The following is an 11,927-nucleotide window of genomic DNA, read 5'->3' as shown; positions in this document are numbered from 1 at the left end:
GGGGTGGGGGAGATGGCGAAACGCGAACGCGTCGTACGCATGTCGGTCGAGCAGCCGCTCTGGCGCGCCCTGACCGCGTACCGGCTGCTGACCATGGTCTACGCGGTGCTGCTGTTCGCCTCGGCGTACCAGCAGTTCCCGCACCCCTGGCCCGCGGCCGGCTACCTCGCCGTGCTCGCCGTGTGGACCCTCGCCACCTACCGCAAGGTGTCGAACGCCGCCAGCTGCACCAAGGGGTTCCTGGTCGCGGACCTCACCGTCGCGATCGTCGGGATCCTGCTCACGCCGATCGTCGACACCCAGGAGCGGATCACCGCCGGCGGCCCCACCCTCCCCACCATCTGGACGGCGGGCGCGGTCCTCGGCTTCGCCATCAAGGGCGGCTGGCGCTGGGCCTGCTTCGCCTCCACCTTCGTGGCCATGGCCAACATGGTGATCCACACCGGCCAGCCCACCCGGGACACCCTGCACAACGTCCTGCTGGTCTGGGTCGCCTCCGTCGCCATCGGCTACGTCGTCGAGGTCGCCCGGGCCAGCGAGAACACCCTCGCCCGCGCCCTGGAGATCGAGGCCGCCACCCGCGAGCGCGAGCGCCTCGCCCGCGACATCCACGACGGCGTCCTCCAGGTCCTCGCCATGGTCCAGCGCCGCGGCACCGAACTGGGCGGCGAGGCGGAGGAGCTCGGCAGGCTGGCGGGGGAGCAGGAGGTGGCCCTGCGTACGCTCGTCTCCAGCGGCCTGGTGCAGCCCTCCCGGATCTCCCGCGACGAGTCGCGCGGCGCGCTGGTGGACGCCTACGAGGACGACGGGCCCGGTGCGGAGGACGGCGAGCTGGACCTGCGCACGCTCCTCGCCCCGCACGCCGGGTCCCGGGTGAGCTTCGCCGAGCCCGGTACTCCGGTACCGCTGCCCGTGCCCGCCGCGAAGGAGCTGGCGGCCGCGGTCGGCGCCGCCCTCGACAACGTGCGCAAGCACGCCGGGGACGGAGCCAGGGCGTGGATCCTCGTCGAGGACTGGGGCGACGAGGTGATCGTGACCGTCCGCGACGACGGCCCCGGCATCCCGGCGGGCCGCCTGGACCAGGCGGAGGGCGAGGGCCGGATGGGCGTGGCCCTGTCGATCCGCGGCCGGCTGCGCGACCTCGGCGGCAGCGCCGATCTGGTGTCCGTCCCCGGGCAGGGCACCGAAGTGGAACTGAAGGTACCCAGGGGCAGGACGGACAAGAAGTGAGCGAGCACACCGAAGTGAACGACCCGCAGCAGCCGCAGGACCGGAGCGAGCCGAGGGTGATGGTCGTCGACGACCACCCGATGTGGCGCGACGCGGTCGCCCGCGACCTGGCGGCCGCCGGCCTCGACGTGGTGGCCACGGCCGGCGACGGCCCCGAAGCGGTACGCCGGGCCCGCGCCGTCAACCCCGACGTCCTGGTCCTCGACCTCAACCTGCCCGGCATGCCGGGCGTGCAGGTCTGCAAGGAGCTGGTCGGCGCCAACCCGGCGCTGCGGGTCCTGGTCCTGTCGGCCAGCGGTGAGCACGCGGACGTCCTGGAGGCGGTGAAGTCCGGCGCTACCGGCTACCTGCTGAAGTCCGCCGGCGCCGGGGAACTGATCGACGCCGTCCGCCGCACCGCCGTCGGAGACCCGGTCTTCACCCCGGGCCTGGCCGGGCTGGTCCTCGGCGAGTACCGGCGCCTGGCCACCGACCCGGCACCGACGGCCTCCGACGAGCCGAAGGCGCCGCAGCTGACCGACCGCGAGACCGAAGTGCTGCGGCTTGTGGCCAAGGGGCTCTCGTACAAGCAGATCGCGGAACGGCTCGTCATCTCCCACCGCACCGTGCAGAACCACGTCCAGAACACCCTGGGCAAGCTGCAGTTGCACAACCGTGTGGAGCTCGTCCGGTACGCCATAGAGGCGGGCCTCGACGACGCCTGACCGCCGCTCACGCGGGCGTCGATCGTACTTACGTCCCCGTACGAGTGAACGGGCGTACACAACGCCCCGCGAATCCACCGGAATTGCCCCCTTCAGATCCCCTGCTGTGACCTGCGTCACCACTAGCGTGACCGTCATGGCGAAGGGAGATGCAATGAAGGTCGGAGTGCTGACCGGTGGCGGCGACTGCCCCGGGCTCAACGCGGTGATCAGGGCCGTCGTCCGCAAGGGCGAGCAGGAGTACGGCTGTGCGTTCGTCGGGTTCAAGGACGGCTGGCGGGGAGTGGTCGAGGGGCGCACGGTCCCCCTGGGCATCCCCGCCGTCCGCGGCATCCTGCCCCGCGGCGGCACCATCCTCGGTTCCTCGCGCACCAACCCGTTCAAGACGGAGAACGGGGTGCGCGACATCAAGGACAACCTGGCCAAGTACGAGGTGGACGCGCTCATCGCGATCGGCGGCGAGGACACCCTCGGGGTCGCCGCCCGCCTCCACGACGAGTACGGCATCCCCTGCGTCGGCGTGCCGAAGACCATCGACAACGACCTGTCCGCGACCGACTACACCTTCGGCTTCGACACCGCCGTCGGCATCGCGACCGAGGCCATCGACCGCCTGCACACCACGGCCGAATCGCACATGCGGGTCCTCGTCGTCGAGGTCATGGGCCGGCACGCCGGCTGGATCGCCCTGCACTCGGGGCTCGCCGGCGGCGCCAACGTCATCCTCATTCCCGAGCAGCGCTTCGACGTGGACCAGGTGTGCGCCTGGGTGACCTCCCGGTTCAAGGCGAGCTACGCCCCGATCGTCGTGGTCGCCGAGGGCGCGATGCCCAAGGACGGCGACATGGTGCTGAAGGACGGCACCAAGGACTCCTTCGGGCACGTCCGGCTGTCCGGCGTGGGCGAATGGCTGGCCAAGGAGATCGAGGAGCGCACCGGCAAGGAAGCCCGTACGACCGTCCTCGGGCACATCCAGCGCGGCGGCACCCCGAGCGCCTTCGACCGGTGGCTGGCGACCCGGTTCGGGCTGCACGCGATCGACGCCGTGCACGAAGGGGACTTCGGGAAGATGGTCGCGCTGAAGGGCACGGACATCGTCCGGGTGCCGATCGCGGACGCCACGGCGAAGCTGAAGACCGTCGACCCCGCCCTCTACCAGGAGGTCGGCGTCTTCTTCGGCTGAACGCCGCTGCTGCACCGCGAGTTGACCTGCGCTTCACCGGACGGCCGCACGAGAGGCGTGAGCGGTGGACTAGCTTCGGTACGTGGACGTTCCTTCTGCGGGCCGGTGGTTCCTGCTCGCCATGGCCGCGGTGCAGCTCGTGTATGCGGTCCGGGCCCTGCGGCCCGCTCTCCGGGCCGTGCCGGGAGAGCGGGTGGACCCATGGCTGGCGTTCGCCGACCCCGCCGTCGGCGCGCCGGTGTCAGTGGCACTGGCCGCCGACCACCTCACCGCCTTCCTGTACGGGATGGCGGTCCTGGGCCCGGTCCTGACCTGGCAGCTGATCCGGTCGGTCGGCCGGGCCCGGGCAGCGACCGACAGGACACCCCCTAGGCCGGGGTCGGTGTGCGGACGGCGGTGAGCAGGTCGCGCAGCAGGTCCGGGCCGTGCAGGGTGAGGACCGACTCCGGGTGGAACTGCACGCCCGCGAAGCCGCCGCCGGCCGAGCGGAGCGCGTGGACCTCGCCGGTCACCGGGTCGCGGGACACCTCCACGCCCGCCTGCACCAGCCGGGCCGCCCCAGCGTCGTCGCAGTGCGCGGTGTAGGTGTTGTAGAAGCCGACCACCTCCTCGGCCCCGAACAGTGCGATCCGGGTCTGCGCGCCCTGCGCCGGCTCCGCCTTGCGGACCAGGGGCAGGCCCAGCTCGGCGGCGATCAGCTCGTGCCCGAGGCACACCCCCAGCAGGCCGTGGCGGTGTCCGGCCAGCAGTTCGGCGGCCAGCCCGCGCAGCAGACGCATCTTCGGGTCGGCGGAGTCCGTCGGGTCGCCCGGCCCGGGGCCCAGCACGACCGGGCCCTCCCAGGCCAGGGCGGCCTCCCGCAGCCCCGGCTCGTCGAAGCGCCGTACGGTCACTTCCGGCCCGGCCACCCGCAGCACGTGCGCCAGCATCGCCGTGAAGGTGTCCTCGCCGTCCACCACCAGCGCACGGCCCGTCGGAGCGGTGGGCCGCTCCTGCATCCGCAGCCAGAAGGGGGCCAGGTCGGCCCGCCGGGCGGCCAGGGCCGCCCGCACCCGGGGGTCGTCGGCCAGCCGCGCGCCCCCGGACGACGGCCGCGGCGCCGCCGGCCGCACCCCCAGCGCGGCCAGCACCCCCGCCGCCTTCGCGTGCGTCTCCGCGACCTCGCCCGCCGGATCGGAGTGGCGCACCAGCGTGGCGCCCACCGGTACCCGCAGCCGCCCGTCCCGGGCGATGTCGGCCGTCCGGATCAGGATCGGGGAGTCGAGCGTCTGCGACCCCGCGGGGTCCAGGCCCAGCAGGGCCAGCGCGCCCGCGTAGTAACCGCGCCCACCGCTCTCGTACCGCTCGATCACCCGGCAGGCGTTCTGCACCGGCGAGCCCGTCACCGTCGCCGCGAACATCGTCTCCCGCAACACCTCCCGCACGTCCAGCGAGGAGCGTCCGCGCAGCTCGTACTCGGTGTGCGTGAGGTGGGACATCTCCTTCAGCCGTGGCCCGACGACCACCCCGCCCCGGTCCCCGACCGTGCACATCATCTTCAGTTCCTCGTCGACCACCATCGACAGCTCCTCGGTCTCCTTGCGGTCGCCGAGGAAGGCGAGGAGCGCGTCGGCGGTCGGTCCCGTGGCGGGATGGCGGTACGTCCCGCTGATCGGGTTCATCACGACCGTGCCCCCGGCCATCCGCACGTGGACCTCGGGGCTGGCCCCGACCAGCGTGCGCTCGCCGGTGTGGACGACGTACGTCCAGTACGCGCCCCGCTCGCCCTCCAGCAGCCGCCGGAACAGGGCCAGCGCGTCCGCCCGGCCGAAGCCGTCGATCCGGCCCCCGAACGTGCGCCGGATGACGAAGTTCGCGCCCTCGCCCCGGCCGATCTCGTCCCGGATCACCCGCTCCACCGTGTCCGCGTACTCCTCGTCGGAGACGTCGAAACCGCCGTCGTCGACCCGTACCGCGTGTTCCGGCAGCGCGGCCAGCGCCTCGGCGAGCGGGATCTCGTAGACCTCCTCGGCGACCAGCGCGATCAGCGGCGTGCCGTCGTCGCGCACGTCGAACCCGCGCTCCCGGATCTGCCGGAAGGGCACGAGCGCGAGGGTGGGCAGCGGGCCGACGGGCAGGTCGGCGAGACGCGCGGCCTCGTGGACCGGGCCGAGGAGCACCTCGACGGTGTCGTGGTCGCGGCCGGGGGTCCGGCGGCGCAGCAGGGCGAACGGCGGGCAGGAGCCGTCGAGCAGCCGGCCCAGCGGGCCGGGTGCGTCGGGTCGGTTCGGTCGGCTGGTGTCCATGGGCGGAGCGTCCTTCCGTCGGGGGAGGAGCGGCTCTCGCTGCCGGCGCCGGGGCCGGGAACGCGGAAGGCCGCCCCTCGGGGCGGCCTTCGCGTGTAGGTGTCGTCAGGTACGCGCAGGAAGTGGGCCGCCGGGAGCGGGCCACCACCAGTTCTGGTTCGTGTGCGCGTACATGCGGTGAACCATAGCCCAGTCCGGTGCCGCGGCGCCGGATCCGTCCCGGACCCGGGGCCGAACCATCGATTCCGTTCCGTCGGACGTCCACGGCCTTCGAGAAATCCGTCTCACGTTGTGGGCGGGGGGCCGGATGCCCCCCGTTACGCCGTAATGTGTACGAGGTGACCGTGAACGCTGAAAACCAAGCCCCCGCCGTCAAGGCGACCTGGCGAGACCTTCCCGCGGCGCAGCAGCCTTCGTACCCCGATGCCGAGGCTCTGCGCGCTGTCGTCGCGGACCTCGAGTCGTATCCTCCCCTCGTTTTCGCGGGTGAGTGCGACCAGCTGCGCGCCCGTCTGGGAGCCGTCGCCAAGGGCGAGGCGTTCCTGCTCCAGGGCGGCGACTGCGCCGAGGCCTTCGACGGTGTCTCCGCCGACCACATCCGAGCCAAGCTGAAGACGCTCCTCCAGATGAGCGCCGTACTGACGTACGCGGCCTCCGTGCCGGTCGTCAAGGTCGGCCGCATCGCCGGCCAGTACTCCAAGCCGCGCTCCAAGGACACCGAGACCCGCGACGGCGTCACCCTGCCGACCTACCGCGGTGACTCCGTCAACGGCTTCGCCTTCACCGAAGAGGCCCGCGTCCCGGACCCCGAGCGGCTGAAGCGCATGTACAACGCCTCCGCCTCCACGCTCAACCTGGTGCGCGCCTTCACCACCGGTGGTTACGCCGACCTGCGCCAGGTGCACGCCTGGAACCAGGACTTCGTGAAGTCCTCCCCGTCCGGTCAGCGGTACGAGCAGCTGGCCCGGGAGATCGACAACGCGCTGAACTTCATGAAGGCCTGTGGCACCGACCCGGCCGAGTTCAAGGCGGTCGAGTTCTACGCCTCCCACGAGGCGCTGCTGCTCGACTACGAGGGCGCGCTGACGCGCACGGACTCGCGCACCGGCAAGCTGTACGACACCTCAGGCCACATGGTGTGGATCGGTGAGCGCACCCGCCAGCTGGACCACGCGCACATCGAGTTCTGCTCGCAGATCGCCAATCCGATCGGCATCAAGCTCGGCCCCACCACCACGGTGGACGAGGCGCTGACGTACATCGACCGCCTGGACCCCGAGCGCGAGCCGGGCCGGCTGACCTTCGTCGTCCGCATGGGCGCCGACAAGGTCCGCGACAAGCTCCCCGAGCTGGTCGAGAAGGTCACCGCCTCCGGTGCGATCGTCGGCTGGGTCACCGACCCGATGCACGGCAACACCTTCGAGGCGGCCTCGGGCCACAAGACGCGCCGTTTCGACGACGTGCTCGACGAGGTCAAGGGCTTCTTCGAGGTCCACAAGGGCCTCGGCACCCACCCGGGCGGCATCCACGTCGAGCTCACCGGTGACGACGTCACCGAGTGCGTGGGCGGCGGCGACGAGATCTTCGTCGACGACCTGCACCAGCGCTACGAGACGGCCTGCGACCCGCGGCTCAACCGCAGCCAGTCGCTGGACCTGGCCTTCCTGGTCGCGGAGCTCTACCGCGACTAGTCGTCGCGATCAGTAGGTGCGTTCCTACGACCGTGGGGCGCGGATCGATGTGATCCGCGCCCCACTGTCGTACCCGGGGCTTTTAGGCCACCCTAACTTTGGGTACGGTTAGGTAAGCCTCACCGAATAGGGGATGGCTCGCCGCACCACTCAGGACCACTCAGCGCCAGGAGGTGAACCGCGTGTACGTCTGCTCTTGCTTCGGGATCACCGACAAGCAGGTCAAGGAACACGCGGCTGCCGGGGCCTGCACGCCCCGCCAGATCGCCTCGGCCACCAAGGCCGGCACCGACTGCGGTTCCTGCGTGCGCACCATCCAGGGCATCCTCGGCCGCGGGGCCTGTCCGCGCAGGGAGCTTCTGGAGAAGGGCGACGCGGTGTCCGTGCTCGCCGCGGACCCGCAGCCGGAACGCTCGCCCGAGCTGGCGGAAGCGGCGTAGAAGCGGCCCGCGGGCTGTCCGGGGACCGCAGGCGGCCCCGCAGCGGCTCGCCGGAGAGGTCAGCTCGGCTGCTCGATGAGCTGCGCGATGTAGAGCGCCTCGCCCAGGGACTCGATGAGCTCCAGCTGGGTGTCGAGGTAGTCGATGTGGTGCTCCTCGTCCTCCAGGATCTCCTCGAAGAGCCGGGCCGACGTGATGTCGCCCTTCCCGCGCATGACCTCGATACCCCGCTTCAGCCGGTCGATGGCCTCGACCTCGACCTGGCGGTCCGCCTGGAACATCTCGGTGATCGTCTGCCCGACGCGCACGTGGAAGAGACGCTGGTAGTTCGGCAGACCGTCGAGCATCAGGATCCGCTCGGTGATCTTGTCCGCGTGCTTCATCTCGTCGATGGACTCTTCACGCGTGTACTTGGCGAGCTTGGTCCAGCCCTTGTTGTCCTGGATGCGGTAGTGCAGCCAGTACTGGTTGATGGCCGTCAGCTCGCCGGTCAGCTGCTCGTTCAGAAACTCAAGGACCTCGGGGTCGCCCTGCATCGCAGAGGCTCCTTCCAGGCAATGTCAGCTATGTGACGGGGCAGTTGCGCGCATCCTTGCACCGCCACTGGGGGCCGTCCAGTAAGTGCCTCCTTAGTGGGAGTTGCCGTGACTTGCCCGAATCGGCCCAGACCTGGTCATGACCACCCTGCCCAGTCTGTCACCATGGAGTCATGGGTCAGCCGGAAAGCCGGGAATCTCCGGGAGCAGAGCAGCTGGAGCTTCCACCGGGGCAGAGGCTGCAGAAGGGCTGGCCCGTCACCCACTACGGTCCCGTGCCCAAGTTCAAGCCGGACCGCTGGGAGTTCCGCGTCTTCGGCGCGACCGCCGACGGCGACAAGCACTGCTGGAACCACGAGGAGTTCACGGCCCTGCCGTTCTCCTCCGTCGTGGCGGACCTGCACTGCGTCACGAAGTTCAGCATGCAGGGCGCCGAATGGGGCGGTGTGCTCGCCCGCGAAGTGCTCGCCCTGGCGCCTCCCGCTCCGCAGGTCACGCACGTGATGGTGTGGGCCGAGTACGGCTTCAGCTCCAACCTGCGGCTGGCCGACTTCGCCTCCGACCGGACCGTCTTCGCCACCCACCAGGGCGGCGAACTGCTCACCGCCGAGCACGGTTTCCCGGTCCGGCTCGTGGTCCCGCACCTGTACGCCTGGAAGGGCCCCAAGTGGGTCCGCGGCATCGAGTACATGACCGCCGACCGCCGCGGCTTCTGGGAGGAGCGCGGCTACCACAACATCGGCGACCCCTGGCGCGAGCAGCGCTACTCGTACCAGGAGGAGCCGGGGGAGGGCCCCGAGTTGTAGGGCTGCCTGCCCGCCGGCTCCGTGACGGCGACCGGAAGAGTGCCCGCGGCGACAGTCACCCGGACGGCCGTGTGCGGACCGGCGCCGACGGCCAGGGCCGGTCGATCACTGCTGGCCGCGCAGCTCCTTCAGCAGCGCCACGTCCGCCGCGTGCCCCTCCTTGCCGCCGGGCGTCTCGATGACCAGCGGAACGCCGTCCATCGCCGGATGCGTGAACAGCTCGGCGAAGGCGTCCCGGCCGATGTGGCCCTGCCCGACGTTCGCGTGCCGGTCCTTGTGCGCGCCCACGCCCTCCTTGGAGTCGTTCGCGTGGACCAGCTTCAGCCGGCCCTCGCCCACCGTGTCCACCAGCAGGTCCAGCGTCACCTTCGTCCCGCCCGGCTCCGCCAGGTCGTGACCGGCCGCGAAGATGTGGCACGTGTCCAGGCAGATCCCCAGCTTCGGATGGTGGTCCAGCGCATCGAAGTACGGGCCGAAGTCCTCGGCGAGCGAGCACAGCGAGGAGCCCTGCCCGGCCGTCGACTCCAGCAGCAGGAACGGGTCGTCGTCATGCGTCAGCTCGTCCAGCAGCGGCAGCATGTACTCCCTGACCTGCGCGTACGCCACCTCCCGCGGGCGCCCGCCGGTCGCCGAGCCGGTGTGGACGACCACCCCGAGCGCACCGATCTGCCGCGCCCGGCGCAGCGAGTGGCGCAGGGACTCCACCGACTTCTCCACGGTGGCGGCGGTGTGCGAGCCGAAGTTGATCAGGTACGGCGCGTGCACGTACGCCGGGATGTCCTCCCGCGCGCACTCCTCGCGGAACCGCTCGTCCTGCGCCGGACTGCCGACCGGGGTGGCCCAGCCGCGCGGATTGGCGACGAAGACCTGGACGGCCTCGGCGCCCATCTCCCGGGCGTACGTCAGCCCGACCGAGGCCAGCCCGCCCGCGACGGGGACGTGCCCGCCCACCGGATTGCGTACCACGTGCGCTTACAGCCCCTTGATCCGGATGGTGATCGTCAGGCCCTCGGCCGCGGTCTGCCCCCCCAGCACCGACTGCGCGTCCACGGTCCTGCTGAAGGAGATCAGCGGGCGGTCCACCTTCACCTTGAAGCCCGCCGCCTCCAGGTTCCTGCGGGCCGTGTCCACGTCCTGGCCGACCACGTTGGGGACCGGGAGCTGGCGCGGGCCCTTCGACACGGTCAGCGTGACCGTGTCCCCGGCCGCCGCCTGGGTCCCGGCGCCGATCGACTGGTTGGCGACCGTACCGGGGTCCGACGGCGCGTTCACCTGCTCGGGGGCCGTCGCCACCTTGAGGCCCAGACCCTCCAGAGTGGCCTTCGCCTGCTCGAAGGGCAGACCCGTCACACCGGGCACCGGCACCGGCCGGCCCTTGCTGACGACGAACGAGACCGCCGTGTCGGGGGCCCGCTTCTCACCGCCCGCCGGGTTGGTGCTGATCACCGAGCCCTGGGCGACGTCCTGGCTGAAGGCCTGCGTGACGATCCCGGGGGCCAGCCCGGTCCTGGTGAGCTCCTCCTTGGCCTCCTCCAGGGGCCTGCCCTTGAGGTTCGGCACGGACACGACCTCGGGGCCGCGGGAGATCGTGATCGTCACAGCGCCGTTGCCGCGGATCCGGCGGCCGCCCGCGGGATCGGTGTTCATCACCGTCCCGCGCTCGAAGGCGTCGCTGAACTTGCGGTCGACGCCCTTCACGCCGAGCCCGGCCTCGGACAGCTGGGTGCGGGCCTGCTCCTCGGTCTTGCCGAGCAGATTGGGGACCTTGGTGAACTGGCCGGAATTGATGTACCAGACACCCGTACCGATCCCCAGTGCCAGCAGCACGCCGACGACCACCAGCAGCACGCCGCGGCGAGGCCGCCGGGCGGGCGCCGCGCGGCGCACGGGCGGGCTGGGCGGGTCCAGCGGGGGCGTCTCGAACCGCGAGGTGAGGTTCACGGGCTCCGCGGTCACCGGGCGCGGGATCACGCCGGTGCGGTCCTCGGCGGACGACCGCTCCACGGCGTGCGCCTGCGGCGGCACGGCGTCCAGCTCGACGGCGGTGAGTCCGCCGCGGGCCTCACGGGTGAGGCCGAGCAGGGCGGCCGCGTCGTAGGGGCGCTGGTCGGGATTGCGGGCGGTGGCGGACGCCACGAGCCCGTCGAGACCGGCCGGCAGTCCGGGGACGGCGAAGGACGGGGGCGGGACGTCCTCGTGCAAGTGCTGGTAGAGCACCTGCGCGGGGGAGTCGCCCAGGTGGGGCTTGGAGCCGGTGAGCATCTCGTACAGGACGACACCGCAGGCGTAGACGTCCGCGCGGGTGTCGGCGATCCCGCTCTCGATCTGCTCGGGGGCCAGGTAGGAGACGGTGCCGAGGACCGATCCGGTGGTGTTGGTGACCGAGTCGACGGACCGGACCAGGCCGAAGTCGGCGACCTTGACCCGGCCGTCGTCGCCGATCAGGACGTTCTCGGGCTTCATGTCGCGGTGCACGAAGCCGGCCCGGTGGGCGGCGCCGAGGGCGGCGAGGACGGGTTCGAGGATGTCGAGGGCCGCCCGGGGCTGGAGCGCGCCGCGCTCGCGCAGCACGTCGCGCAGGGTGCAGCCGGAAACGTACTCCATGGCCAGGTAGACGTACGGTCCGTCCGTGCCCTGGTCGAACACGGCGACCACGTTGGGGTGCGCGAGCCGCGCCACGGACTTCGCCTCGCGGATGAACCGGTCGACGAAGGCGGCGTCGGAGGCGAGCGCCGGATGCATCACCTTCAGGGCGAGGATCCGGTCCAGGCGGGTGTCGACGGCCCGGTAGACCGTGGCCATGCCGCCGGCCGCGATGCGGGCATCGATGCGGTAGCGGTCGTCGAGCACGCGCCCGACGAGCGGGTCTTCCAGGGTCGTATCCACCCGCCGATTCTACGAGCCGACGCCGGGACCCCGGCGGGGGCGGGTCGCCTTGCAGCGCAGCTGTGACGTGGGGAGGGGGCGGGGCGGGGCCTCCGCCCCTCGGCGCCCCCGCACCGACCCGGCGGTTGCCCACCCATCGAAAACCGGCCGTGACCAGCACGGTCGG

Annotated in this window: 11 protein-coding genes; 7 read left to right on the top strand and 4 right to left on the bottom strand. The window is 71.6% G+C overall.

Annotated features, from left to right (window positions below; all coding sequences use genetic code 11):
- Positions 1 to 12: 12 nt before the first annotated feature.
- The 4 genes from macS (at position 13) to IH80_RS0127575 (ending at position 3,517) form a co-directional block, all read left to right on the top strand.
- The gene (gene macS, locus IH80_RS0127590; protein WP_030964098.1) at positions 13 to 1,230 is read left to right on the top strand and encodes a MacS family sensor histidine kinase; all 1,218 of its coding nucleotides are present in this window, start codon (positions 13 to 15) and stop codon (positions 1,228 to 1,230) included.
- Between the two features lie 59 nt (positions 1,231 to 1,289).
- Positions 1,290 to 1,934 carry a response regulator gene (locus IH80_RS0127585; protein ID WP_051810026.1) on the top strand — a complete coding sequence of 215 codons (645 nt, stop codon included), beginning with the start codon at positions 1,290 to 1,292 and terminating at the stop codon, positions 1,932 to 1,934.
- Positions 1,935 to 2,088: 154 nt separating this feature from the next.
- Positions 2,089 to 3,117, top strand: a complete 1,029-nt coding sequence (locus IH80_RS0127580; protein WP_030964095.1) for a 6-phosphofructokinase — start codon at positions 2,089 to 2,091, stop codon at positions 3,115 to 3,117.
- A gap of 82 nt (positions 3,118 to 3,199) precedes the next feature.
- Positions 3,200 to 3,517 carry a hypothetical protein gene (locus IH80_RS0127575; protein ID WP_030964094.1) on the top strand — a complete coding sequence of 106 codons (318 nt, stop codon included), beginning with the start codon at positions 3,200 to 3,202 and terminating at the stop codon, positions 3,515 to 3,517.
- Here IH80_RS0127575 and IH80_RS0127570 read toward each other — a convergent pair.
- Entirely contained in the window at positions 3,486 to 5,402 is a 1,917-nt protein-coding gene (locus IH80_RS0127570; protein WP_051810022.1) for an anthranilate synthase family protein, read from the bottom strand. The two genes, IH80_RS0127575 and IH80_RS0127570, sit on opposite strands and share 32 nt — an antisense overlap.
- 329 nt (positions 5,403 to 5,731) lie before the next feature.
- On the opposite strand from IH80_RS0127570, the gene IH80_RS0127565 reads away from it, so the two are divergent.
- Together IH80_RS0127565 and IH80_RS0127560 are read left to right on the top strand one after the other, a co-directional pair.
- Positions 5,732 to 7,093: a class II 3-deoxy-7-phosphoheptulonate synthase gene (locus IH80_RS0127565; protein ID WP_199819316.1), complete on the top strand. Its 1,362-nt coding sequence runs from the start codon at positions 5,732 to 5,734 to the stop codon at positions 7,091 to 7,093.
- 182 nt (positions 7,094 to 7,275) lie between these two features.
- Positions 7,276 to 7,533 carry a (2Fe-2S)-binding protein gene (locus IH80_RS0127560; protein WP_199819315.1) on the top strand — a complete coding sequence of 86 codons (258 nt, stop codon included), beginning with the start codon at positions 7,276 to 7,278 and terminating at the stop codon, positions 7,531 to 7,533.
- A 59-nt stretch (positions 7,534 to 7,592) separates the two neighbouring features.
- On the opposite strand, the gene bfr is transcribed toward IH80_RS0127560, so the two are convergent.
- Complete coding sequence (bfr, locus tag IH80_RS0127555; protein ID WP_030037303.1) at positions 7,593 to 8,069, bottom strand: bacterioferritin; 477 nt, start codon at positions 8,067 to 8,069, stop codon at positions 7,593 to 7,595.
- 173 nt (positions 8,070 to 8,242) lie between these two features.
- Here bfr and IH80_RS0127550 point away from each other — a divergent pair, with 173 nt between their 5' ends.
- A complete protein-coding gene (locus IH80_RS0127550) occupies positions 8,243 to 8,875 on the top strand; it encodes a sulfite oxidase-like oxidoreductase (RefSeq protein WP_030964089.1) in 633 nt (210 codons plus the stop codon).
- 105 nt (positions 8,876 to 8,980) lie between these two features.
- On the opposite strand, the gene IH80_RS0127545 is transcribed toward IH80_RS0127550, so the two are convergent.
- Both IH80_RS0127545 and pknB read right to left on the bottom strand, forming a co-directional pair.
- Positions 8,981 to 9,841: a deoxyribonuclease IV gene (locus IH80_RS0127545; RefSeq protein WP_030964088.1), complete on the bottom strand. Its 861-nt coding sequence runs from the start codon at positions 9,839 to 9,841 to the stop codon at positions 8,981 to 8,983.
- A gap of 6 nt (positions 9,842 to 9,847) precedes the next feature.
- Positions 9,848 to 11,761: a Stk1 family PASTA domain-containing Ser/Thr kinase gene (gene pknB, locus IH80_RS0127540; protein ID WP_030964087.1), complete on the bottom strand. Its 1,914-nt coding sequence runs from the start codon at positions 11,759 to 11,761 to the stop codon at positions 9,848 to 9,850.
- Positions 11,762 to 11,927: the final 166 nt, after the last annotated feature.

It is taken from the genome of Streptomyces sp. NRRL S-378 (assembly GCF_000720645.1).
Taxonomy (GTDB): Bacteria; Actinomycetota; Actinomycetes; order Streptomycetales; family Streptomycetaceae; genus Streptomyces.
Note: the sequence above shows the minus strand (reverse complement) of the source record. Positions and strands in the feature narration are given on the sequence as shown.

Bases quoted from the DNA above. Each gene is read 5' to 3' on its own strand.
- macS (WP_030964098.1), top strand. From the start codon at position 13: ATGGCGAAACGCGAACGCGTCGTACGCATGTCGGTCGAGCAGCCGCTC.
- IH80_RS0127585 (WP_051810026.1), top strand. From the start codon at position 1,290: ATGGTCGTCGACGACCACCCGATGTGGCGCGACGCGGTCGCCCGCGAC.
- IH80_RS0127580 (WP_030964095.1), top strand. From the start codon at position 2,089: ATGAAGGTCGGAGTGCTGACCGGTGGCGGCGACTGCCCCGGGCTCAAC.
- IH80_RS0127570 (WP_051810022.1), bottom strand. From the start codon at position 5,402: ATGGACACCAGCCGACCGAACCGACCCGACGCACCCGGCCCGCTGGGC.
- bfr (WP_030037303.1), bottom strand. From the start codon at position 8,069: ATGCAGGGCGACCCCGAGGTCCTTGAGTTTCTGAACGAGCAGCTGACC.
- IH80_RS0127550 (WP_030964089.1), top strand. From the start codon at position 8,243: ATGGGTCAGCCGGAAAGCCGGGAATCTCCGGGAGCAGAGCAGCTGGAG.